The sequence below is a fragment of the Natronospira bacteriovora genome (assembly GCF_030848495.1).
GTDB classification, from domain to species: domain Bacteria; phylum Pseudomonadota; class Gammaproteobacteria; order Natronospirales; family Natronospiraceae; genus Natronospira; species Natronospira bacteriovora.
Genome location: NZ_JAVDDT010000005.1, coordinates 135,211 through 159,068 on the forward strand (window position 1 = coordinate 135,211; position 23,858 = coordinate 159,068).

The 23,858-nt window shown below is 63.1% G+C and carries 16 protein-coding genes; 5 read left to right on the forward strand and 11 right to left on the reverse strand.

Annotated elements, in window-relative coordinates; translation table 11 throughout:
- Positions 1 to 33: 33 nt before the first annotated feature.
- Positions 34 to 1,068, forward strand: coding sequence for an alpha/beta fold hydrolase (locus tag RBH19_RS09170; RefSeq protein ID WP_306728542.1), 1,035 nt, complete (start codon positions 34 to 36; stop codon positions 1,066 to 1,068).
- Here RBH19_RS09170 and RBH19_RS09175 read toward each other — a convergent pair.
- Positions 1,062 to 2,621, reverse strand: a complete 1,560-nt coding sequence (locus RBH19_RS09175) for a diguanylate cyclase domain-containing protein (protein WP_306728543.1) — start codon at positions 2,619 to 2,621, stop codon at positions 1,062 to 1,064. The genes RBH19_RS09170 and RBH19_RS09175 overlap by 7 nt on opposite strands.
- A gap of 192 nt (positions 2,622 to 2,813) precedes the next feature.
- Here RBH19_RS09175 and RBH19_RS09180 point away from each other — a divergent pair, with 192 nt between their 5' ends.
- Entirely contained in the window at positions 2,814 to 3,416 is a 603-nt protein-coding gene (locus RBH19_RS09180; protein ID WP_306728544.1) for a CPBP family intramembrane glutamic endopeptidase, read from the forward strand.
- Positions 3,413 to 5,152, forward strand: coding sequence for a bifunctional isocitrate dehydrogenase kinase/phosphatase (gene aceK, locus RBH19_RS09185; RefSeq protein ID WP_306728545.1), 1,740 nt, complete (start codon positions 3,413 to 3,415; stop codon positions 5,150 to 5,152). The genes RBH19_RS09180 and aceK overlap by 4 nt, the downstream gene beginning before the upstream one ends.
- Positions 5,153 to 5,431: 279 nt before the next feature.
- Here aceK and RBH19_RS09190 read toward each other — a convergent pair whose 3' ends face one another.
- From RBH19_RS09190 to RBH19_RS09220, 7 genes are all read right to left on the reverse strand, one after another.
- Positions 5,432 to 5,926, reverse strand: a complete 495-nt coding sequence (locus tag RBH19_RS09190; RefSeq protein WP_306728546.1) for a hypothetical protein — start codon at positions 5,924 to 5,926, stop codon at positions 5,432 to 5,434.
- A gap of 237 nt (positions 5,927 to 6,163) precedes the next feature.
- Positions 6,164 to 9,049 (reverse strand): TolB family protein, encoded by a 2,886-nt coding sequence (locus tag RBH19_RS09195; RefSeq protein WP_306728547.1) that lies wholly within the window; start codon positions 9,047 to 9,049, stop codon positions 6,164 to 6,166.
- The gene (locus tag RBH19_RS09200; RefSeq protein WP_306728548.1) at positions 9,046 to 10,419 is read right to left on the reverse strand and encodes an alpha/beta fold hydrolase; all 1,374 of its coding nucleotides are present in this window, start codon (positions 10,417 to 10,419) and stop codon (positions 9,046 to 9,048) included. Before RBH19_RS09200 ends, RBH19_RS09195 begins: the two co-directional genes overlap by 4 nt.
- A gap of 10 nt (positions 10,420 to 10,429) precedes the next feature.
- Positions 10,430 to 11,749 carry an OmpP1/FadL family transporter gene (locus RBH19_RS09205; RefSeq protein WP_306728549.1) on the reverse strand — a complete coding sequence of 440 codons (1,320 nt, stop codon included), beginning with the start codon at positions 11,747 to 11,749 and terminating at the stop codon, positions 10,430 to 10,432.
- Entirely contained in the window at positions 11,697 to 12,530 is an 834-nt protein-coding gene (locus RBH19_RS09210) for a M48 family metalloprotease (protein WP_306728550.1), read from the reverse strand. The genes RBH19_RS09205 and RBH19_RS09210 overlap by 53 nt, the downstream gene beginning before the upstream one ends.
- A complete protein-coding gene (locus RBH19_RS09215) occupies positions 12,527 to 13,030 on the reverse strand; it encodes an SH3 domain-containing protein (protein WP_306728551.1) in 504 nt (167 codons plus the stop codon). The genes RBH19_RS09210 and RBH19_RS09215 overlap by 4 nt, the downstream gene beginning before the upstream one ends.
- Positions 13,031 to 13,063: 33 nt before the next feature.
- Positions 13,064 to 15,238 (reverse strand): CHASE2 domain-containing protein, encoded by a 2,175-nt coding sequence (locus tag RBH19_RS09220; protein ID WP_306728552.1) that lies wholly within the window; start codon positions 15,236 to 15,238, stop codon positions 13,064 to 13,066.
- Positions 15,239 to 15,469: 231 nt separating this feature from the next.
- Between RBH19_RS09220 and RBH19_RS09225 the strand changes: the two genes are divergently transcribed.
- Positions 15,470 to 16,669 carry an EAL domain-containing protein gene (locus RBH19_RS09225; protein ID WP_306728553.1) on the forward strand — a complete coding sequence of 400 codons (1,200 nt, stop codon included), beginning with the start codon at positions 15,470 to 15,472 and terminating at the stop codon, positions 16,667 to 16,669.
- Between the two features lie 645 nt (positions 16,670 to 17,314).
- On the opposite strand, the gene RBH19_RS09230 is transcribed toward RBH19_RS09225, so the two are convergent.
- Together RBH19_RS09230 and purT are read right to left on the reverse strand one after the other, a co-directional pair.
- Positions 17,315 to 18,574 (reverse strand): EAL domain-containing protein, encoded by a 1,260-nt coding sequence (locus RBH19_RS09230; RefSeq protein WP_306728554.1) that lies wholly within the window; start codon positions 18,572 to 18,574, stop codon positions 17,315 to 17,317.
- A 98-nt stretch (positions 18,575 to 18,672) separates the two neighbouring features.
- Positions 18,673 to 19,857 carry a formate-dependent phosphoribosylglycinamide formyltransferase gene (purT, locus tag RBH19_RS09235; protein ID WP_306728555.1) on the reverse strand — a complete coding sequence of 395 codons (1,185 nt, stop codon included), beginning with the start codon at positions 19,855 to 19,857 and terminating at the stop codon, positions 18,673 to 18,675.
- Positions 19,858 to 20,043: 186 nt separating this feature from the next.
- On the opposite strand from purT, the gene RBH19_RS09240 reads away from it, so the two are divergent.
- The gene (locus RBH19_RS09240; RefSeq protein ID WP_306728556.1) at positions 20,044 to 20,532 is read left to right on the forward strand and encodes a hypothetical protein; all 489 of its coding nucleotides are present in this window, start codon (positions 20,044 to 20,046) and stop codon (positions 20,530 to 20,532) included.
- A gap of 487 nt (positions 20,533 to 21,019) precedes the next feature.
- Here the strand turns inward: RBH19_RS09240 and pepN are convergent, their stop codons facing one another.
- A complete protein-coding gene (pepN, locus tag RBH19_RS09245; RefSeq protein ID WP_306728557.1) occupies positions 21,020 to 23,656 on the reverse strand; it encodes an aminopeptidase N in 2,637 nt (878 codons plus the stop codon).
- Positions 23,657 to 23,858 lie beyond the last annotated feature (202 nt).

Genomic DNA, 23,858 nt, shown 5'->3' on the forward strand with positions numbered 1-23,858 from the left:
GCTGACTGCAGTATCACAGAAGGAAATCATTCCGTGAAACGATTCCGGAACGCCCAGGATTCCTGCTCTGCCCTGACGCGGCTGATGCTGCTCATTGTCCTGACCGCCGTGGCGGGCTGTGCCCAGGCGCGTATTCAGGAACCGGGGCCAGGCAATGAACCACCGGGGCTGAACGACGCGGTGTTCGTGGCCGCTGACGGCTACCGCATGCCGGTAACGGTCTGGCACGCCGAAGGGGAGGTCGAGGCGGTGGTGCTGGCCCTGCATGGTTTCAATGATTTTCGCCAATCACATACCGCACTTGGAGAATACCTCTCGGCCCGGGGCGTGACCGTGCTGGCCTACGACCAGCGGGGTTTTGGTGGCACCGAACAAAGGGGTATCTGGCCCGGTACGGAACGGCTGGTGGATGATGCGGTGCTGGCACTCACGCTCCTGCGGGCACGCTACCCGCAAACACCCCTGTACCTGCTGGGCGAGAGCATGGGCGGTGCCGTGGCACTGCTGGCCCTCGCAGACGACGACCGCCCGGCGCTTGCCGGTACCGTTCTGATGGCACCGGCGGTCTGGGCTCGGGAGACACAGCCCTGGTACCAGCGGATGGGCCTGTGGCTGGGGCTTCGCCTGACCCCCGGCATGCGGGTGAGTGCCGACTGGGTGGCGGTGGAACCCACCGATGACCCGGAATGGGCCGATTACTGGGATGAGCACCCGCTGGTCATTCATCGGGTCCGGGTGGATGCCCTGGATGGGCTGACGGAACTGATGAGCGACGCCCTGGCCACCTGGCCGGCCGTTACCGACCCGCTGCTGGTGCTCTACGGGGGCGAGGACGAGGTCATCCCGGCAGAGGCCATCTGCGAGATGATCAGGCATCACCCGGATGCCGATGATCCGCAACGGCGCTTCGCCTTCTACCCGGACGGCTGGCATTTCCTGGCTCGGGACAGCCGGGCCGGGGAAACCAAGGCCGACATTCAGGCCTGGCTGGCCGACAGTGAAGCGACGCTGCCCTCCGGCCGTGAACTGAGCTGGCACGAGGCGCGTTCACGCCTCTGTCATCAGTAGCCGGTGGACACCGATTCCTCGCGTTCACGTCTGCGCAGGCAATCCCGTCCCGCCGCCTTGGCCTCATACAGCACATCATCCGCCTGGCGCATGAAATCGGCGGGCCGGTCACCAATGGATGGCACCGCCACCCACAACCCGATACTCACGGTGAGTTGAATATCCTCTCCTTCATATTGCAGCGGCATGTCCTTCAGGGCCTGGCGGAAGGCTTCCAGGCGACGGGCGAACTGCTCCGGTGAACCGTCTTCCGAAAGAATGACGAACTCCTCGCCGCCATAACGGGCCACGGTTTCCGTCTCCCGCTGGAACATGTCACGCATCAGTCCGCTGATCTGTCGCAGGCATTGATCACCCAGCGCATGCCCATGGTGATCATTGAACTGCTTGAAATGATCGAGATCGAGCATGGCGACAGCCAGCTTCAGGCGGCGACGGCGGGCCAGTGCCATGGCATGCTGCAAGCGCTCATCGAAATACAGGCGATTGAAGGTGCCGGTCAGCGCATCCTGGCGATTCTGCTGCAACAATCGCGCATTGCTCTGCCGCAACATGCTGTTGCGCAGATAGAGATGGTAGGCCCAGAAGATCAGAAGGATGGACAGTAAACCGGCCACAAGCACCAGCGGAAACAGGATAGGGCCGTTCTCATCCATGTCGATTCTCACCGCATACCACTGGTTCAACACCCGCTGCCGATCCCCCGCCGAGATGGTGGCGACGAGAATTTCCAGAATCTCATTGAGCACGGGCTCGTCATTGCGGCTGGCCATGGACAGGCGGGAGTCATCGATCAGGCGCCCGCTGATGCGCAGCTCCGTGTTCCGCATGCGCTGCAAGGAGTAGGCAATGCTGGCCATGTTGCCCAGCATGCCGAACAGCTCACCTTCCATGACGGCGGTCAGGCCCTCTTCATAGGACGAGACCTCGACCAGGTGGATGCCGGGATATCGAGCGCGATAGATCTCCACGAAACTGAAGCCCGCCATGATCCCCAGGGGACGATCCGCCACTTCCGCCAGATCCCGGATGAAGGGCTGTGGCCCAAGCGTGGCGATGACGGAGGGGGTTTCCAGGTAGGGGCGGGTGAAATCCAGGTACTCCGAGCGGCTCGGGGTCTTCATCGCCAACGGCAGCACGTCACAGTCCCGATCACGAATCCGGGTCAACGATTCCGACCAGCTACGGGTCGGTACCAGCTCCAGCTGCAGTCCGCCCCGACGGGCAAGCAAGGCCATGAAGTCCGCACCGATGCCGATGTAGACACCCGCGGGGTTGATGGCTTCGAAGGGCAGCCAGTCCGGGTCAACACATAATCGCAGGGGACCGCGTTGAATCAGATACTGGCGATGCCGCTCGGTGAGCAGGTAGCTCCCGGCCTGGGCACTACCCTCCACGACCGGGCGGTCCGGCACATCGCCGGCGGCGACCGAGGCACCGGCCTGGGCAAACGCCAGCAGCAGCCACCAGCCCAATGCCATTGGCATCCAGCCGCAACGATCCGGAATCGTTACCCGCTCCTCGCCGCGATCACCACAGACATGATCCGTCAAATTCCCGCACTCCACCCCCGGGCGCCCGCTTGCCACACCCCCTTTTGCGGACGAACACTTCAAGCATAGGCATTTACGACGCCCTTGACCATTCCAGAAGAGCTCAGAACGGCACCGTCCATCAGGTCTGGACGCCGGCGGCACAATTGCAGAACATGGGGCATCACTCCTTGAACAGAAAGGAAAGCCCTGGTGGCCCGCCCCGACAACGATTTCTGGCGCAGCAATCTGTTCGCCGGCCTGCTGTTTCAGGCGGCCCTGATCCCCCTGGCCCTGTTCCTGGCCTGGCCGCTGGGTCTGCCGCTGCTGGGCGCCATGCACCTGTCCTGGGCGCTGCTGTTTCAGACCCTGGCAGGAACAGCCGCCATATTCCTTCTCTACGGCCTGCTGATGCCCTTCACCCCCTCCTGGGGGCGGGAGCTGGAGCAGAAGGTCCGCAACATGCTGACGCAGCTCTTTCGCCACCGCAGCATCCACTGGGCCCTGCCCCTGTCCATCCTGGCCGGCGTGGGTGAAGAGCTGCTGTTCCGTGGTGTACTTCAGCAGGCTCTGGCGCAGTGGCTGAACGCCCCCGTGGCCATCCTCGCCACCGGCCTGCTGTTCGGCCTGGTTCATGCCATCAGCCGAGCCTATTTCATCGTCGCCACCCTGATGGGCATCTACATGGGGCTGCTCTTTCACTGGAGCGGCAACCTGCTGCTTCCCATTCTCATCCACGCCCTCTACGACTGGCTGGCCATTCTCTACTACCGCAGCGCCCGCCTCAGGCTGCTGCGCCGGAAGGTGCTTCCGTGAAGGTCGCGACCGCACCAGCCTCGCCGGCGGTGCAAAAGGCCGCTACCCGCATCCTGCGCGCCTTCGACGATTACAACGCTGCCTTTGCCGACATCAGCCGTCGCGGCCGTCGGCGATTTGAGGCGGGCGACCGGGCCGGCATGCAGGCGGATGCCATGGAAAGGGTTCAGCTCTACGACGACAGCATCCGAGAGTGCCTGGCCCTCCTGGAAACGGAACTTGGCAGCCGGATTCTTTCGCGCACGTTCTGGAAGGCGCTCCGCAATCACTATCGCGAGCTCATTGAAGAGCTGCCGGATTCCGAACTCTGCAAGACCTTCTTCAACAGCAGCAGCCGCCGCCTGTTCCGCACCCGGGGTGTGGACGGCGCAGTGGAATTCCGGGCGCTGGAGGTGGAGCCCAGCACACGTTCCTCCGAACCACCGGCCATTCATCACTTTGCCATCCCCGACAGCAGCCAGAATGAACTGCACCGCTTATGGGACCGGGTCCTGGCCAGCCTGCCATTCCGCCTCGCCTGGGGCGACCGACCGGGGGATGTGGACAGACTGGCGCGGCGCCTCGGTCGGGTACTGGAAGATGACGACAAGGGATGGCCGGTGGCCATGGAGTTCATGGACACGGTTTTCTACCGGGACGGACGTGCCTGGCTGGTGGGACGGCTGTTCACCGAAAAGGATTACCGCCCCTGCGTGGTGGTTCTCAACCGCCACGCCGATGGTATCCGGGCCGAGGCCCTGTTAATCGATCGACGCTCGCTGAGCATCGCTTTCGGCTATACCCACAACTATTTTCTCGCCGATCTGCCCCGGGTTTCCGATGCCACCCTCTTCCTGCGCACCCTGCTGCCCCACAAGCCGCTGGACGAGCTCTACACCGTGCTTGGGCGCATCAAGCAGGGAAAGACCGAGCGCTACCGGCATTTCTTCCGGCATCTGAATGCGCATGCCGATGAAAAGCTGGAGCTGGCGGAAGGTACGCCAGGACTGGTCATGGTGGTGTTCACGCTGCCCTCCTATCCGCTGGTGTTCAAGGTGGTGCGTGACCGTTTCGGGCCGGAAAAACCTTTCAAACGCGAACAGGTATTCAAACAGTATCAGATGGTCTTTCGCCATGAACGCGGCGGACGTCTCGTGGATGCCCAGCCCTTTCGCGAACTGCGCTTCCCGCTCCGGCAGATGAGCGAGGCGCTGTTGAAGGAACTGCAATCAGACTGCCAGCAATCCATCCGGATCGACGGTGACTCGCTGATCGTGAACCACTGCTATGCTGAACGGCGGGTACGCCCCCTGAACCTCTACCTGCGCGAGGCCGGCCCGCAGGAACAGGCAGCGGTCCTGAGTGATTACGGGCAGGCCCTCGAGGATCTCTCCTGCGCCGACATCTTTCCCGGGGACCTGTTACTGAAGAACTTCGGTGTCACGGGAACCGGTCGCGTGATTTTCTACGACTACGACGAACTGCGTCTGCTCAGGCATTGCCATTTCCGGCGCATACCGCCCGCCCGATCCGAGGAAGAGCTGATGAGCGCCGAACCCGGCTTCGCCGTCAACCCTGGCGACGTGTTTCCCGAGCGTTTTCCGGACTTCATGGGCCTGTCCACCGAGCAACTGGACGTAATCCGGCTGCATCATGCCCATATCTTCGACGCGGCCTGGTGGCGGGATCAGCGGGAAAAGGTAATGGCAGGGGGAGTGGATCACCCCCCCTACCCTTTGGGGTGCCGTCTTGTTTGAGTGCTGAGTGCTGAGTGCTGAGTGCTGAGTGCTGAGTGCTGAGTTCTGAGTTCTGAGTGCTGAGTGCTTAGCAGACCGTAGTCGTTGTCGTTGTCGTTGTCGTTGTCGTTGTCGGCATTTTGATCTTTCAATCGCTGCCGACGACAATCCAGTCACCAACCGTTGCCCGTCATATACCCAATGCCCCCTGTAGGGCGGGCGATAGCCGCCTCGGTGCCAACGAGCGACAACCCATGCCGGCTGACAGGAAACCCCTGCCAGCCGGCATGGCTAACGACATCACTCGGCCAGATAGGCCCTGACCGTATCGTCTTCCAGGGCTTCGATGATGGCACGGGCGACGGTACCGTTGAGTACCCGGTCAATATGACCGGCACTGCCATTGCGGCGCTCGAAGTTGACCGTATCACCGTTGCCCAGAGTCAGCTCCACATGGATCTGCCCTTCCAGGTAGGCGAAGCGGTTGGCCACGTCCATGCGGGTCACGCGCACTTCGATCTCCTTGGCAGAGCCACGGCTACCGTCATGGCGACGCTGGATCTCATCCGCCATCTGCGAGGCCATCTGGTCACTGATCTGTTTCAGGTCAGCGTCGATATTGCCGATTCGGAAGGGTCGCGGGCTGTCATAGGCGCCATTCACGCGCACTTCACCACGGACATCCATGTTCGAGATGCGTTCCTCGTCCAGCGGATATTCCTGGGCCATATAGGTCGCCGAACAGGCCGACAGACCGACGGCAAGCAGAACAACGAGCCAATGTTTCATTTTCATTTTCTTCTCCCTGAATTGAACACGTATTGATGTTGATGTTGTGGCGATGTTCATCGCCCTTTCCTGCCGACCATATTCACATGACATTTCCAGTGAATCATGACCATGCCTCTTGCCACCCCCTCTCAGCACTCAGCACTCAGCACTCAGCACTCAGCACTCAGCACTCAGCACTCAGAACTCAGCACTCAGAACTCAGAACTCAGAACTCAGAACTCAGAACTCAGAACTCAGAACTCACCACTCATACCGCAAATTGACCCAGGCCCGGGTGCGATCCGGCAGGGGGTTGTCCTGAATCAGTGCGACTCCGGCCTCCAGGCGCACACCCCTGAGTTCGGGCAGGGGCAGGCGGGTATCCGTCAGGCCACCGCCAATCTCGAAACCCCGCAGAACCAGCCAGTCGCCTTCATCGGCGCTCTCCTCGCCCATGCGGTGGCGCCGATAGAAGAGCCGCGCGGTGTTGCTGCGGTTGCGCAGGAAGAAGGATTGACCCTCGTACTCCTGCCCGATCAGCAATCCGAGCGGAACGGCGGGCTCGAAGATTCTCTCCGGCTGGGTTCGGGCGGTACTGGTCAGGCCGGGCTGGCCACCGAGAACCAGCCGTTCCCCACTGTTGCCGGCGTCATCCAGGCTGACCTGAGACAGGGCAAGGCCCGCCATCCCCTGTCTTCCCGCGGCAAGGCTGAAGTGGCCCCGGCGAAGCGACCAGCTCTCCCCTTCCGTGCGGCCTTCGACCGCACTCAGGCCCAGTCCGGCCTGGCTGCGGCGCGAGCCACGCTGACGCTGCCATTGGCTGCCGGCCTGCAGCCAGGACCAGTCACGCCGGTAGTCGTCGCCCGCCAGGCTCACCTCGCTCAGGGCCAGACCAGCGGACACACCATTGCGGAAACGCCCGGCACGGCGATCGGCTTCCAGCCCCATCAGCAGGCCGGTCTGTCGCTGGCGCATCGCCTCGGTGTCCGCGGCATCCCGCTGCTGCGACGGGTCACTGACCTGGTGAAATGCCGCCGCCGTAAGGTCGATCGGCCAACCTCGCCAGCTGCCGGCCAGCAAGGCCCCATTTTCGCTCTCCCGAGATGACAGCGATGCGGCAGCCAGCCAGTCCGTACGCCCGATCAGGTCGCCCCCCTTCACGCCAAGATCCAGGGCCGTTTCCGAACGGGTCCAGCGCCCCGACATCAGGCCGGTCGCAAATTGCGGGCCACGGCCGTATGAACGGGCGGGTGCGTCACTGGGATCGGGGGCGCGCAACTGGAGGGGCACCGGCTGGCGGCCAATGGGTGAGGCCGTCTCCATACTTTCCAGTGGCCACCCGGGCCGGATATCGCTGCCGTTTTCCACCCGCATCAGATCGTGGCCGGAGGGACCGGGCTGCAGATAAAGCAAGGCATCCGTACCCGGTATCGGCTGGGGGGCCAGGGCGGCCTGGACGGATACCGTCACCGGCTGACTGTCGGCCATGCCTTCCTGCCAGCGATCCACGCCGATATAACCGAATCGGCCACGACTGAAATACAGGACGCCATCCGCTGACCAGGCCGGTTGGGCAAGGAAGCTCGACGGCCCGGCATCCAGGGCCAACGCCTCCTCACCGCTGTTCAAATCCTTCAGGCGCAGGGACCAGTGGCCCGCAGCATGCGACAGATAGGCGACGACCTGGCCATCAGGATGGATGCGCGGCTGATCATGCACCAAATTGGTTGAGGCTTCCGAAAGGGACTGGATGCGACCGTCGGCAAGATCCACCCGAACCAGTTCCGAGTAGCCATGACGATAGCGCACGGCCACCGCCCAGCGGCCGTCCGGAGCCGGGTCGGCACGATGTAATCGCCCGCCCTCTGTGATTCGCTCCACCCGGTTCCTGTCCAGATGCCAGCGAAACAGATCGGAGCTGGCAAAGCCGTGCGCATCGGTGCTGAGTCGAGTGAAGAGAATGCTGTTCTCGTCGATCCAGCGCGGGTCATGCACATCACGGCCTTCCGGTGCCGGCAGGCTGTGCAGTGCCTCGCGCGGCAGTGAACGGGGACGAACCGCCATGACATCGTCCGGATCCTTCTCCACCTTCTTCTCTTCGGCTTCCCGCCACTTCTCGAAGCGTTCCGCATTGTCATCCAGTCGATAGACTCGCAGCCCGGCCGGCTCGTTGTTCGAATACTCCACCACGGCCACCCGGTCGCCCGCGGGCGAGACGGCGGGTGCGCCCAGGCGGTGCCCGAATGCCTGCCAGAGCTCACCGCGCACTTCCCTGTCCGCGAACACCGACTCGGCCCTGAGGGCCGCATGAACGGTTTCTGCCATGAAGCGCTGGTACAGCTCGGCGGGTGAGGCACCGAACACACCGCCAAAGGCCTCATTGAAATCCCGCCGGGTATGGGCCGTCTGTCGGGCCCAGACATCACGAAATGCCTGGGGGCTTTCCCGCTCGGCCAGCCACTCGAAGTAAGCGGAACCCACCAGATAGGCGCGCAGGCGGGAATCCCAGTCCTGACCCAGGGTACCGCTCAACTGCCCATAGTTGGGCAGACGGCCCTCACGTGCCCATTGGCGAATGAGCGAAGCCCGCAGGTCGCTGTTGGGCCGCCCGCTGCCGGTCAGTTCACCCTCGAGCCAGGTGGCATAGCCTTCGATCACCCACATGGGAGACTGCATCAGTGGCATCACCGCGGCCGGAAGCCACAACTGCCCGCGAAACCGGTCAAAGGACCGCCGCACGGGACGACTGAGATGGGCCAGATGAACGTGCTCGTGAATCAGCAGCAGTTCCGGCCAGTCGCTGTAATTACCGATCACGGAATCCGCGGCCGGTGGTGTTGTAAACAGCAACATGCGGGCGCGCCCCGTCAGAGGCAGGGCCATGCCATTGGGCTGATTGAAGGGGTCGGCAATGATCACATCCACCGGGCTGTCCGGGGTGAATCCGACCCATTCATGCACTTCATCAGCCACGGCTTCGGCCCGAGCCGCAGCCTTACGGGCCCAGCTTTCCAGTTCGCCGGGGAAATGCACACGGAAGCGCTCCGTCTCAAGGGTCTGCCAGTCAGCCGATGGCGGCGCCGCCAACACCATGCCCGGCCATAGCAGCAGGAACAGCAACCAGCGGCCGTTTACGAACACCTTCAAAGACGATCCCCCTGTTCAAAAGCCATCACTTCGTGGAGATAACGGCGTTCTTCCCCCCTGAGCAGGGTGGTCACCGAAAAGAGTATTTCGCTGGCATCGGACCCGGTATTGCGCACAGCCAGTTCCGTGGGCTCTAGTACCGTACCGGCCATGTCGATAACGCTGCGCTCGGTGTCGATCAGCCAGGCACCGGAAAAGCGGCCACCGGTCACGAGGAGCTCGCTGTTACGTACCGTGAGTGCCGCCTGCTCCCCTTCCCCGCTCCCTTTCAGGCGAATGTTGCGCAGACGGGCCCTGGAGTCCCGTATCTCGAGCCGGGCCACGGCTATATCCGTGAGCAGTGCATCCGGGCAATTTTCGATGACCACTTGCTTGAAGGCACCACTGAGACGGAAGCCACGCTCATCCCTGCAGTGCGCGCTGGCCTCGCCGATCTCATCCGGCATGGCCGACGCCTGCCCCGCCCGCTGACCGGACAGCCCGGCAATCAGGGTGTCATTGAATCGCCCTGGCATTTCCAGCATGGGCGCGTGGCCGGCATCGGGGAACACCGTCAGGCTGGCCAGTGGCAGGCGCGCCTTGAGAATCTCGCCGGTCCGCAGCGGGGCGGTACGATCCGCTTCACCCCAATAGATGCGGGTGGGCGCCCGCACCTGATCCAGACTGGGGCCGAAATCCGTCGCCACCAGGGCCATGCCGGCAATGGTTTCCGCATTGCCACCCAGCACGGCACGCCGGAAGAAACTGCTTTCCAGCATGCGATTGCTGTCCGGTGTGCGACGAACGAACTTGCGGATGGCCGAGGAAACAGCCCGATCCACCGGGTTGTCGGGCCCCCCGCTGCCGTCCACCCGTCCTTCCGCATCACCCACGCGGGCGAGGAAGGCGGCATAGGCCGCACGGTGCAGAATCCCGGCCACGCTGATCAGATGCAGGGACTCCACTTGCTCCGGATAACGGGCGGCATATCGAATGGCAATGGCGCCCCCCAGGGAGTGGCCCACCAGCCTGACGGGCTCCCCGGCAAAGGCCTGGATCACTTCGTGCAACACACTGGCGTAGTTGTCGGGGCTGTAGAGCTCGCCCGAACCGGGCGAAGCCCCGAAGCCGGGCAGATCCAGCACGATGAGTGGATGCTCCTCACGCAGTGCGGCAACCAGGTCCGTCCACACCTCCGAGGCCTCGGTACCGATACCATGCACCAGCACCACCGGTGCCCCCTCCCCGGCGCCACCATGGTGAACGGCGACCCGGGCATTGAAGACGGATTCAGCCAGGGTCGTCGATTTCAGGCCGGGAAAGGCGGAGGCCGCCAGGCCGGGCGCATGCAGGATGGCAATCACGCAGACAATGTATGCCCGAAACCGCATCACGGTGCCTTCAGAACGTGTAGGAACTGGACAGGAAGACGGTCAGGCTGCTGGCCTCCACCGTCTGCGGATCCCGATCCACCGGCAATACCTGGCCCTGACCACGGCCAGCGGCATAACTGAAGCCCAGATCCAGCGAGGAGTTACGCGTGAAGCGGGCAACGCTGGCACTGAAGCCCAGCATGTTGACATGATCGTATTGCACCACCTCGCTGGGCGTGTTGGCATTGTTGGTAAACAGGCCACCCCGCAAGGCCAGGTCATTGCGCAGGTAATACTCAACCCCCATGGCCGCGTTCCAGGTTGCCTCCACTTCCCGGCCATTGGCACCACGGACAGCATCATGAAAGGCGCTGTGGTAGCTGAAGTCACCACTGATCACCAGGCGCGGGCTGTGAAACCAGGCCGCACCGACACGCCATTCCCAGGGATGATCCCGGCGAATGTTGTCACGTGCCTCCACATAGTCGATATCGCCTTCCGGGCAAAGGGTACTTTCAGAGAGGGAGGAGCCGTGGCAGGTGAACTGGATGTAGTTTTCCGCCCCCAGAACGTTGGTCCAGCGGATGCTGCTGCCGATGGCGAGACGATCATGGGGTTCCCACATCACGCCGATGACCGGCTTGATACCCCATTCATCATTCTGGGTCTGCAGGTAGCGCCACTCGATATCACTGTCACCGGCACCCGGCCCGGTGCCGGCATCCACCACGATCAGCTGGTTATTGATCTCTTCCTGGTCACGGAAATGGAAATAGAAGCTGGCACCCACGGAAAGCTGTTCATTGACCCGAATGGCATAGGAAGGCCCAAGCTTGTACACCCACTGGTTGTTATTGAGATTGATGGTGAAGCGATCACGATTGGGAAGCTGGGTGAAGGTCTGGTCCTGATCCTCCTGGATGGCATCGGTGACCACATAGGAAAAGCCGAACACGCCCGGCCCGATGGGCTGGGTGATGCCGAAAAAGTTCGGAATCAGCGTGCCGGATTCACGTTGCCAGTCCTGCCCCTCACCCAGCACATCCTTGTAGACCACGCGGGTGCTGTGCCAGGCATTGACGCTGCCGGACAGGTTCAACTGGTCGGCGTGCACGATGCCGGCCGGGTTGTAATACAGCCCGGAGGGATCGTCCGAGATGGCCGTATAGGCACCGCCCATGGCCGATGCCCGGTTGCCGATCAGCACATCCCGGTAATGAAATTCATCCGCGCTGACCACCGGTGCCACCAGTGACCCCGTCAGCAGTAGCGACAGACACCACCGCAACGGCAGCTTACGGCACATGCCGCTGGAAACGGGCCTGTCGTCGATATCCCTCGATAGCACTCAGATTCTCCTCGTCCTGCAATGCCGTCAGGCGCTTCAGCCGCTCGGAAGTCGCCGGGTGGGTATCAGCCACCTCGTCCACGGCACGTCTGTCCGCTGATTCACTCAGGCGTTGAAGAAAGCGCCCCAGACCTCCCGGATCATAACCGGCACGCGCGGCCAGCAGAACCCCGTCCCGATCCGCTTCGAACTCGTCCTCGTGACGAAGGCCTTCCTCGAACAGCACCGACAGCACCTGATCCACGGCCTGGGAGAAGAACACCTGGGCCACTTCCGTGGCCCCTCCGAAGAAGCGCGTCAGGCCGGCCATGGGTGAACTTTCCGGCGCCCGGATACCCAGGGCCTCGACAATATGGCGGCGATCCACGTGAGCGATCTCGTGGGCCAGCACAGCAGCCAGTTCGGCTTCATCCTCCATCAGCGCCAGCGCCTCGCTGGTAATGAATATGTAGCCGCCGGGCGCGGCATAGGCATTGACCTGCCCGGACTCGATGACTCCGAAATGAAAGTCCAGATCCGGCCGCGTACCGTGCAGGGCCAGGGCCACGCCGACGCGATTGACGTAACGCTGCAGCTCATCGTCGGGATGCAGCGCGTGTCGCGCCAGAATTCGCGCCGCCACTTCACGGCCGACCCGGATTTCGGCACGCTCGTTGGCTTCCGCTTCGGCCACCGGCTGGATCTGGTGCAGGCGCTGGCGAGGGTGGGGATCGCTGGCCAGCAGGGTCGTGGACAGGGCCAGCCCGGCGACAGCGGCAATGATGGTTGCCAATGGCCTCATTGCGTCTCCTCCGCCTCCTCTTCCAGCAGGAACTCCAGTGCCTCATCACCCGAGACCGCCAATGCTTCCAGGCGCCTGAGCGCTTCCACATCCAGATTGGGATCATCCAGCAGACGCTCATCTTCCTCCACGCCGCGGATGGCTCCGGCCGTGGTCACGGCGGAAGCCCGACGCCGGGCGCTGGCATCCATTTCCGCGGCCCGATCCAGATGGCTCTCCCGACGGTTGGGGGGCGTGTCACGCAGAATCAGTGCCGGCATCCAGCCCTCCAGCTCACCCACACGGATGCGATGCCAGCTGTCACCGGCCTCCAGCACCTCCACTTCCATACCCCGTGCCAGGCGCTCAAGGGGTTCGCCGCCAAAGGCCGGCTGGGCCATCAGGGCCGCGTTCTGACTCTGCACGAAAACCACCCGCTCCGCTTCATCCGCGGCCATGGCCGGCCCGCACCAGAAGCTACCCCAGATTCCCACTACCAAGATCACGATGATGAATCGCATCCGCTTTGCTCCCATTCGCTTCTTCTGTTGAATCTATTTGCTGTCCAGTCGGTGCACACCGTCCCAGTCCGGATCCGGGGCCGCGTACATGTAGTGACGACAACGGGCCAGGAAAATCCGGCGCAGTGGGTCGTCCTCCGGGAGGCGCCCCCAGGCCCGGGCCGCACCTTCCCAATCCCTGGCCAGGTAGGCTTCCCAGGCCGTTTCCGTCACATCGCGGATCGCCTCGGCGCCGGCCCGGCGCCGCGGGTCATCCTCGCCGCTTGCCAGGGGCCGCCAGATGGCAATGGCCTTCTCCTTGCCCTTGACCCGCACCCGGTCCACCAGGGCACAGATCACATCATCACCGGCCGCGGCCCGGGTGGTTTCGGAAATCAGCACCGGGCAGTGGTAATGGCTGGTCAGGCCCTCGATTCGGGACGCCAGATTCACGTTGTCCCCGATCACAGTGTAGTCAAGCTTGCGATCGGAGCCGATGTTGCCCAGCACCACCGAGCCGGTGTGCACGCCAATTCCGGTATTCAGGGGTGGCCACCCTTCCGCAATTAACTGCTGATTGAGCTGCTCGCCACAGCGCTGCATGGCCAGGGCTGCCCGCACCGCCCGCCGTGCATGATCCTCCACCCGGATGGGTGCACCCCAGAAGGCCATGATGGCGTCGCCAATGAACTTGTCCAGGGTGCCTTCCTGCTCGAAGATGGCCTCGGTCTGCACCGAGAGATAGCGGTTGAGCAGCGACACCACCTGCTCCGGCGGATAGTTCTCGGAAATGCCGGTGAAGCCCCGGATATCGGAAAACAGAATGCTCATCTGTTCCGCCGTACCCACCTCCGCGCTCAGGTGCTGGTCATAGCGATCGACCACCTCGGCCAGCACGGCCGGCGACACATACTGGGACAGCATGCGCCGGACCCGGCGCTTGTCCCGGCCCTCGGTGACCGACACGTAGGCCAGGCAGGCCACGCCACTGAGAACCACACTGCCCAGAGGCGCGGCCATGTCCAGCACCCAGTTGAGGGAGAAGGCCCACCAGGCCGCCGACACATGAAGCAGAATGAGCATCAGGGGCAGCAGGAGCTGCAGGCTGACTCGGCCGGTCATGAAAGCCGCCGCCGCCAGCAGGGCGTAGACAAGGACCAGCAGACCGGTGACCTGGCTTGTGACCGGACGCAGAAAGTCACCCTCCAGCAGGTTGCCAGCCAGGCTCATGTGGATTTCCACTCCGGGGGTGCGGCTGGACAGGGGGGTGTGCTTGATGTCGTGCAATCCCACGGCCGAACCACCAATGAACACGATGCGGTCACGGAACTCTTCCGGATCAATGATCATGCGTTCCGGCTCGCCCTGGTGCAGGCGTTGCAGGCTGTCGAATACACCGCCGATGGAATAGCTGGGTATCTCGCCGTAGAAATTGGCCAGAACCCGGCCATCCTCGCCCACGGGCACACGCCAGTCACCCAGCTCGAGATGGCGGCCGCTCTGGCGGGCCGCTTCCAGGCCCAGATCCCGCAGGGCAGTGACCGAAAGGGCGGGAAAGATGTCATCCCGATAACGGAAGAAGGGCCGTACGCGACGATAAACGCCATCGTCATCGGCATCCAGACCCACCGCCCCCAGCCCGGCCGACATCTGGTGCAGGCCGTCGATGGGAAGGTGAACGCTGTTGCGCCCGAAGTCCGTGATGCCCTCCACGCCGTTGAGTGCGTGTTGCTGCCGGACGGACTCGGGCAGAGGGGGCGCCTCCACTACCTCCTCGCCTTCATCCGGCTGTTCGGTGATGATCTGAATGGCATGGTGCACATTGCCGGCAGCGGCCGTGGCCATCATCAGGGCCTGATCCTCCGCGCTGGGCTCATGTCGCCCGCCCGATTCCAGCCACTGATTCTCGGTCAGCAGGATATCGAAGACCACGGCACGAGGATGGCCAAGGGAGAGAAAGTCGAGCAGGTCGGCATACACCGAGCGGGGCCAGGGGAAACGGCCGAGGATCGGATTGAGCTGGGCCAGTGAAGCCTCGTCAATCAGGATCAGGGCCAGCTCATCGGGAATCGCCGCATCGGCCCGCAGCGCCTTGACCCGGGCGTCATAGCTGATCCATTCCAGTCGCTGCAGGCCGCCGCTACGCTCCACGGCCATGACCAGCAGAGCGCTGATCAAGCCAATCAGCAGCAGCCAGCGCAACTGTTTTCTGTGTCGGGACAACTGCATGACATCCGCCCGGAACCCTCAAGGAATGGCTTCAGCATAAAGGAATACGGCCGCGGCGGCCTCCCCCTGCATGGGGGAGCCATGCCACCCCCTCCGGACGGGGGCTTGACGCGGACCTCCGCGAGGAGTGAGCTGTACACCGCAGCCGCGTGCTACAGGCCCAGGGGAGCTACACTGGTGCAAGGACGTGTCCACGCCGACACACGAAGGGATACGACAAGAGGGGAAGACATGAGTGAGCAGGTACCGCACAAGGTGTTTGGCGCGGGCGAGCGCATATTCGAACGGGGGGATGCCGGCCAGGAGGCCTACCTCATCCAGAGGGGCAATGTGGAGATTTCCACCGACCAGGGGGGCAAGAAGGTGGTCATCGCCAATCTCGGGCCCGGCGAGGTCTTCGGCGAACTGGCCCTGATCAGCCACCAGGCGCGCACAGCCTCGGCCATGGCGACGGAAGAGACCAGCACCATGGTGATCACCCTGGATCGCCTGCAGTCGGCCATCGACCGGGCCGATCCCCTGCTCCAGACCCTGCTACGCGGCAATCTGGGACGCTTCATCTGGACCCAGCGCTTCATGCTCCAGCACGCCTCGCCCCAGTCCGGGGACGGTTCCCTGGAACGCCAGGCGCGGCGGGAGGAAGAAGTGGAGGCCGACATCAAGCGGGGCATTCACTCCCGTGAGTTCGAGCTCTTCTACCAGCCCATCATCGACCTGCGCGAAGGCTGGGTGGCCGGATTCGAGGCCCTGATGCGCTGGCGTCACCCGGAAAAGGGAACCGTCTCCCCCGGGGAGTTCATTCCGGTGGCCGAAGCCACCGGGCAGATCGTCCCCATGGGCTGCTGGGCCCTGGAAGAAGCCCTCAATGCCCAGAAACGTTTTCAGGAAATCGTCGAGCCCCATGGCCGCCCGCCCCTGTTCATGAGCGTGAACGTCTCGGGGCGCCAGCTGCTGGAGCTGGATGAAATCGAGAAACTGGGCGCGGTGGTGGCCCGTTCCGGGATGGATCCCCAGTACATCAAGCTGGAGATCACCGAATCCCTGCTGGTGGATGAACCCATGCACGCCGCCGTGGCGCTGGAGCAGCTGCGCAACAAGGGAGTACGCCTGGCCATTGATGACTTCGGCACCGGCTACTCCAGCCTCAGCTACCTGCATCTCTTCCCGCTGGATACCCTCAAGATCGACCGCTCCTTCGTCTCGGACATGGTTCACGACCCCCGCCGGGAACGCATCGTGCGCGCCATCTCCCGCCTGGCGCGGGATCTCGACCTGAACATCATTGCCGAGGGGGTGGAGAACGACGAGGAAATGGCCAGCCTCAACCGCTTCGAATGCGATTACGTCCAGGGCTTCCACCTGGCCCGCCCCCAGACCGCCGACCAGATCGCCGAACTGCTGGCCGGCAAGCCGGTGTTTCCAAGGCCCTGAGGTTTGGGACCAGGAAATGGACACGAAATGAAAGACGGAAAGAGTATTAGCCACAGATGAACACAGATAAACGCAGATGTTGGGCCGTGCTTGACGGGGTGCCGTGCGGCTTCGGCGGGGCCGTGCTTGCGGGTGGCTCGGGGATTTTGACCACGAAATTAACACGAGATGGGCGCGAAATAAGACCTGGCACGGTGGGTGCTGACGGCCCGCTGTGGGAGCGGCTTTCAGCCGCGATTGCAATCTTTCGGTTGGCACGCCGCTAAACCGATACCCCCTGTAGGCGCGGATTCATCCGCGCAATGGCTTGAATTCGACGTTTGATTCTCTAATTGGGATCGGTGCAATCCGTGATGCACCTCAATGAATGGTGGGGCGTCGGATTTGGGCCATTGCGCGGATGAATCCGCTCCCACGCTGCCTATAGCCACCCCCCGTCACATCCGCAGGCACGGCCCCTCCGAAGCAGCACGGCGCCCCCCACGCACGGCCCAACATCTGCGTTCATCCGTGTTCATCTGTGGCCAATAATCTTTTGTCTTTTTATTTCGCGTCCATTTAGCGTCCATCTCGCGGCTAAAGGTTTTTAAGGTTTTCATCTCGTGTGCATTTCGTGTCCATCTCGTGGTCCAGCCTTCCCCGCCGTCACCAACGCGCCTGCCGCATCTGCAGCAGGCGGCGGGCTTCGCGGAAAGAGGCGGGGCGGGACATGAGATAACCCTGACCGCTGTCGCAGCCCACTTCCCGCAGGGCCGAGAGCTGGGTGTTGCGTTCGATTCCCTCGGCAATGGTCTCCATGCCCATGTCGCGGGCCAGACCAACGATGGCGCGCACGATGCGATAACTCTTCGGATCCCGTCCCATGGTGGCAACGAAAGTCTGGTCAATCTTGAGGGCATCCAGCGGGAACTCGTGCAGATAGCTGAGGCTGGAGTAGCCGGTGCCGAAATCATCCAGGGCAATGCGAACGCCATACTCCCGCAGGAGTTGCAGCGCTACCCGGGCATGGGCCGGATCGTCCACCAGCAGGGATTCGGTGACCTCCAGCTTGATCAGGGCGGGATCAATGCCCGAGGCCTTGATGGTGTCGCCCAGGCGATCGATCTCCTGCAGCTCGAACAGTTGCCGACCGGAGATGTTCACGCTCATGAACAGGGCATCACGACGCGGTTCGCTGGTCAGGGAGTCGCGGACTTCGGCCAGGGCTGTCAGCGGTGGACGCGGCCCGGCGCCGGCATTGCCCACCAGCAGCTGGAAGGACTTGAGGGCGTCGAGGGCCTCCTTGAGTACCCACTGGCCGATGTCGACGATCTGCCCGGTGCGCTCGGCCACGCCAATGAAGCCATCGGGGTACACCAGCCCCCGAGTGGGATGACGCCAGCGCAGGAGGGCCTCGAAACCCACCGTCCAGCCCCCTTCGAGGGTGATGATGGGCTGGTAATGGAGTTCGAACTCCCGCTGCGCCATGGCCCGGCTGATTTCCTTTTCCAGGGCCAGATCCGCCCTGGCCTGGTGCTCCAGGCTCTGACCGCCATTGAGGCTGTCGGCGTTCTGAAGCATGAACTGCTGGGTCCACTGGAAGCGCCCGAGGTTGACCTGCAACAGCTTGCGCAGGAGGGGGTTGGCCTCGCGCAGGGCCCGTTGCAGCTGGGCCGCATTAATGCTGACCAGTTCCACGTCGCGCAGGGCCGTGGCCGTGGCCGTTCGGGCCTGTCGATTGATCAGGGCCAGTTCGCCAAAGAGATCACCGCTGCCAAGACGGGCGATGACCACCTTGCGGCCGGCCCGCTCGGTGGATATCTCCACGGAACCCTGTTCTATGAAATAGGCGTTGTCGCCCTCATCCCCCTGGGCAAAGATTTCTTGACCCGCGGCAAATCGCTTGCGCGGCAACTCCTCGGCCATGCCATTTCTCCCCGAAAACGGTGGGTCGGGCACCGCTCATCGCCCGGCGCTCTGCATTCAGCTTAGCAGGATGGCCTGCGGCTGACAGCCGGCCGCGATCAATCCAGCGTCACCTCGATGGCCGAGCGTGCCCGAACGGCCTTCTCCACGGCGGCATCCAGGCTGTCGGCCCTGGCCAGGGCCACGCCCATGCGACGGCTTCCCTGCACCGCGGGCTTGCCGAACAGGCGGAGATCCGTATCGGCTTCGGACAGTGCCTTCTCAAGGGCATGGAAAGCGACGTTCTCCGACTCCCCGTTCACGAGCAGGGCGGACGATGCCGAGGGGCCGTACTGCCGAATGCGGGGGATCGGCAGGCCGAGAATGGCGCGGGCATGCAATTCGAATTCCGACAGGTTCTGGGAGATCAGCGTCACCAGACCGGTGTCGTGGGGCCGTGGCGAGACCTCGCTGAACCACACCTCATCACCCTTGACGAAGAATTCCACGCCGAAGATGCCCCAGCCACCCAGGGCCGTGGTCACGGATTCGGCAATGTCCTTTGCCCGAGCCAGGGCTGTCTCCGACATGGCCTGGGGCTGCCAGGACTCACGGTAGTCGCCGTCCTCCTGGCGGTGGCCGATGGGGTCACAGAAGCTGGTGCCATCCCGGTGGCGCAGGGTGAGCAAGGTGATTTCGTAATCGAAATCCACGAAGCCCTCAATGATCACGCGGCCCGCACCGGCGCGACCGCCGGACTGGGCATGGTCCCAGGCGGGCTGAATGTCGGCTTCGGAACGCAACAGACTCTGCCCCTTGCCCGACGAGGACATCACCGGCTTGACCACGCAAGGCAGGCCGATCACCGCCACGGCTGCCCGATAATCCGCCTCATTGTCGGCGAAGCGATAGGAGGAGGTCGGCAAATCCAGCTCTTCGGCCGCCAGCCGCCGGATGCCCTCACGGTTCATGGTCAATTGCGTGGCCCGCGCAGTGGGAACCACGTGAAAACCATCGTGTTCCAGCGCCTGAAGGGCGTCGGTGGCAATGGCCTCCACTTCCGGGACGATCAAGTGTGGGCGTTCCTCCCTCACCACGGCCGACAGAGCGTCACCGTCGAGCATGTTGATGACGTGACGGCGATGGGCCACCTGCATGGCCGGTGCATCCGCGTAACGATCCACGGCAATCACTTCACAGGCGAGTCGCTGCAGTGCAATGACCACTTCCTTGCCCAGCTCGCCGCTGCCCAGCAACATGACGCGTCGGGCCGCCGCACGCCCCGGTGTTCCGATCGAAACCATTGCAAACCCCCAGAAGGAAAAACCCGGAAAACCCTTGATTGCTCCAGTCGCACCCACAAGGGGCACTGAAGGCGGGTATTCTAGCAGCCGCTACCCTTGGGCACCCCGGATGGGTGATGGAAATCCCCCCGGCAGGTCGCTATCCTAGCGTGGAATCACCTTTTCCCGAATCGAGAGGAAGTCCCAATGAACAAGCAGCTCATCGCCGGCCTGTTGCTGGCCGGAAGCCTGATCGCCGCCCCCGCCGCCAAGGCCCTGCCCCTGATTGACATCGGCGTGGGCATCGGCGCACTGACCCTGGAAGACGACGACAGCGCCGCCATCGCTGGCACCGCCTCGGTGGGCGTCAATATTCCCTTCATTCCCCTGGTGGGCGTGGAAGGTCAGCTGACCCAGACCCTGCAGGACGGTGAAATTGGTGGTTTTGATTACAGCGGCAACCAGCTCGGCGCCTTTGCCACCATCACCACCCCCACCCCGTTTCTCAAGGTGCGCGGCAAGCTGGGCATGGTTCGCTCCGATTTCAGTTTCAACGGCTTCAGCAACGACAGCACGGATTTCGCCATTGGCGCCGCCGCCCTGTTCGGTGACTGGCGGGTGGAATGGACCCGGACCATGGCCGATGACGAAGACGGTGGCGATATCGACTTCATTAGCCTGAGTTACGTGTTCTGAACACGCAGCACATGTCGTCTTCAAGGCCGGTCACATGACCGGCCTTTTTTTGGGACCACGAAATGGACACAAGATAAACACGAGATAAAACCTTGAAAACATTTAGCCGCGAGATGCACGCGAAATGGACACAAGATAAAAAGAGAAAAGATGATTAGCCACAGATAAACGCAGATGAACACAGATTGGTCTGTGGCACGGCGGGTGCTGACCGCCCGCTGTGCCAGGCCCTATTTTGTGTCCATTTCGTGTTTATTTCGTGGTCCAGCCTTTCATGCCCTCCGCAAGCACGGCCCCTCCGAAGCAGCACGGCCCCTCCGAAGCAGCACGGCCCCTCCGAAGCAGCACGGCCCCTCCGAAGCAGCACGGCATCACTCCACGCACGGCCCAACATCTGCGTTCATCTGTGGCCAATATTTTTTATCTTTTCATCTAGCGTCCATTTCGCGTGCATCTCGCGGCTAAATGTTTTTTCGTGGTCCAAGCCTCACTCCGCCAAGGCCCGGCGCACGATTTCGCCCACATCCCGGCTGAGGCCATCCGCGGCGGCGATGCGCTGGATCTGTGCCTGCATCCGTTCGCGCCTGACCGGCTCGAAGCGCCGCCAGGGGTTGAAGACGCTCACCAGCCTGGCGGCGATGCTCGGGTTGAGGGCATCCACTTCCAGCACCACGTCCGCCATCATCTCGTAGGCCTGGCCGTCACGGGCATGGAAGGCACGACGGTTGCCATTGGCGAAGCTGCCGAAAAGAGCCCGCACCTTGTTCGGGTTGCGGATGCTGAACGCCGGGTGTTCGCGCAGTTCACGCACACGAGCCAGAACATCACCGTCCTCGCGCATGGCCTGCAGGGCAAACCATTTATCCACCACCAGGGGCTGGGACTGCCATTGGGTGTAAAAGGCATCCAGTACCTGGTCGCTCAGGGACTGGCCATTGAGAACGATGGCGCGCAGGGCAGCCATCTGCTCACTCATGTTGTCGGCTTCATCAAAGCATTGACGCGCCCGTTCAAGATCGGCCTGGCCGGCATCGCAGATCAGGTAATCCAGGGCAACGGCATTCAGCTTGCGCTGCTGGATGGCTTCCGGCGTCACCCGGTAGGGGCCGCTCACCCGGGTGGCCTCGTGCAGACGACGCCAGTCATCACGGAAGCGTTCGGCCAGGTGGGCCTTCAGCGCGTCCCGCGCCTCGGCAATGGCACCGGGGTCCACCACCTCCACCTGCTCGGCCAGCCAGACCTCGGTGGGTAGCTTGAAGGCTTCCGCCCGCAGGCCGGGGTCGGCCTTGTCATCGGCCAGCAGGGCAGCGAAGGCCCGGTCGATGCTTTCCGGGAAGGCGGCGGGCCGGCCCTCCAGGATGGCCTCATGGGCCGCCAGAATCGCGCGGCTGGCCAGCCGCTGGCCGGCATCCCAGCGATTGAAGTCATCGTCATCATGCGCCATGAGGTGAGCCAGGGCGGCGTCATCCTGATCATGATCGAGTTTCACCGGCGCCGAGAATCCGCGCAGCAGCGAGGGCACCGGGCGCTCGTGCACCTCGTCGAAGGTAAAGGACTGCTCACGCTCGGTCAGGGCGAGCACGGTGTCCCGGCCCAATGGCTGACCGTCCCGGTTCAAGTCCATGGCCTGACCCTGGCCGTCGAGCAGACCCATGCGCACGGGAATGAAGAAGGGCTGCTTGCCCGTCTGTCCCGCCGTGTCCGGTGTGTGCTGGCTCAGGGTCAGCGTGTAACGGGCGGCCGCCTCATCCCAGTCCTCGCGCACACTGACCACGGGCGTGCCCGCCTGCTCGTACCAGCGCGCGAACTGCGACAGATCCACATCATTGGCATCGGCCATGGCGGCCAGGAAATCGTCCGTGGTCACGGCCTGGCCGTCATGACGCTGGAAGTACAGGTGCATGCCCTTCTGGAACCCCGCCTCGCCCAGCAGGCTGTGGTACATGCGAAGCACTTCCGCCCCCTTGATGTACACGGTGGCGGTGTAGAAGTTGTTGATCTCCTCGTACTCGGGTGGGCGTACCGGGTGGGCCATGGGGCCGGCATCTTCGGGGAACTGGGCCGAGCGCAGCAGGCGAACATCCTCGATGCGCTTCACCGCCCGGGACTGACGATCCGAGGAAAACTCCTGATCCCGGAAGACGGTGAGGCCTTCCTTGAGGCTGAGCTGAAACCAGTCACGGCAGGTAACGCGATTGCCCGTCCAGTTATGGAAGTATTCATGGCCAATGACCGATTCAATGCCCAGATAATCGTCATCCGTGGCCGTATCCGGCCGAGCCAGAACGAAACGGGAATTGAAGATGTTCAGCCCCTTGTTCTCCATGGCCCCCATGTTGAAATCGTCCGTGGCGACGATGTTGTACACATCCAGGTCGTAACTGAGGCCGAAACGCTCCTCGTCCCAGCGCATGGCATTGACCAATGACTCCAGGGCGAAGTCGCATTGGTCCATGTTGCGATGCTCGGCGTAGACGCGAAGGCGGACCGGGCGGCCTTCCGCCGTGGTGTAGTCCTGTTCGATGCAACCCAGATCCCCCGCCACCAGGGCGAAGAGATAGCTGGGCTTGGGATGGGGGTCATGCCACTCGGCGAAGTGCCGGCCACCGGAAAGTTCGCCACTCTCGTCCGGGTTGCCGTTGGACAGCAGCACCGGATAGCGGGTCTTGTCCGCTTCCAGGCGCACCCGGAACTCGCTCATGACGTCGGGGCGATCCGGATACCAGGTGATCTTGCGAAAGCCTTCCGCCTCGCACTGGGTCAGCAGGAAATCCGCCGACTGGTACAGCCCCTCAAGGGCCGTGTTCGCTGCGGGGTGGATGGTATTGACCACCTCCAGCACCAGCTCGTCCCGATCGGTTTCGAGCTCCAGGCTGTCGTCCGACAGCTCATAGTCGCCCGCCCCCAGGGCCTGACCGTCCAGGTGGAGCGACTCAAGCGCCAGCCCCTCTCCGTCCAGCACCAGTCGCTGTGGTGGCAGCTCGGGATTGCGCCGCAACGCCATGCGGTTGTGTACCCGCGTCTTTTCCGCATCCAGCTCGAAACGCAGATCCACCCGATCCACCAGCCACGCCGGCGGCGAGTACTCGGACAAGCGAATCACTCTCGACTGATCACCACGCATGGGGAACTCCTCCGCTAAGACGTTTCGTAAATGAGACCACGAAATGCACACGAAATGCACACGAAATGCACACGAGATGTGACCTGGCACGGCGGACGCTTATTGCCCGCGTAGGAGCGGATTTATCCGCGATGACAATCCATCGGTTGGCACGTCAAATGACCCATGCCCCCTGTAGGCGCGGATTCATCCGCGCAATGGC

Excerpts from the sequence above, each read along its gene's own strand:
- RBH19_RS09190 (WP_306728546.1), bottom strand. The coding sequence starts at position 5,926 with ATGAAAATGAAACATTGGCTCGTTGTTCTGCTTGCCGTCGGTCTGTCG.
- RBH19_RS09200 (WP_306728548.1), bottom strand. The coding sequence starts at position 10,419 with ATGCGGTTTCGGGCATACATTGTCTGCGTGATTGCCATCCTGCATGCG.
- RBH19_RS09210 (WP_306728550.1), bottom strand. The coding sequence starts at position 12,530 with ATGAGGCCATTGGCAACCATCATTGCCGCTGTCGCCGGGCTGGCCCTG.
- RBH19_RS09215 (WP_306728551.1), bottom strand. The coding sequence starts at position 13,030 with ATGCGATTCATCATCGTGATCTTGGTAGTGGGAATCTGGGGTAGCTTC.
- RBH19_RS09220 (WP_306728552.1), bottom strand. The coding sequence starts at position 15,238 with ATGCAGTTGTCCCGACACAGAAAACAGTTGCGCTGGCTGCTGCTGATT.
- RBH19_RS09225 (WP_306728553.1), top strand. The coding sequence starts at position 15,470 with ATGAGTGAGCAGGTACCGCACAAGGTGTTTGGCGCGGGCGAGCGCATA.
- RBH19_RS09230 (WP_306728554.1), bottom strand. The coding sequence starts at position 18,574 with ATGGCCGAGGAGTTGCCGCGCAAGCGATTTGCCGCGGGTCAAGAAATC.
- purT (WP_306728555.1), bottom strand. The coding sequence starts at position 19,857 with ATGGTTTCGATCGGAACACCGGGGCGTGCGGCGGCCCGACGCGTCATG.
- RBH19_RS09240 (WP_306728556.1), top strand. The coding sequence starts at position 20,044 with ATGAACAAGCAGCTCATCGCCGGCCTGTTGCTGGCCGGAAGCCTGATC.
- pepN (WP_306728557.1), bottom strand. The coding sequence starts at position 23,656 with ATGCGTGGTGATCAGTCGAGAGTGATTCGCTTGTCCGAGTACTCGCCG.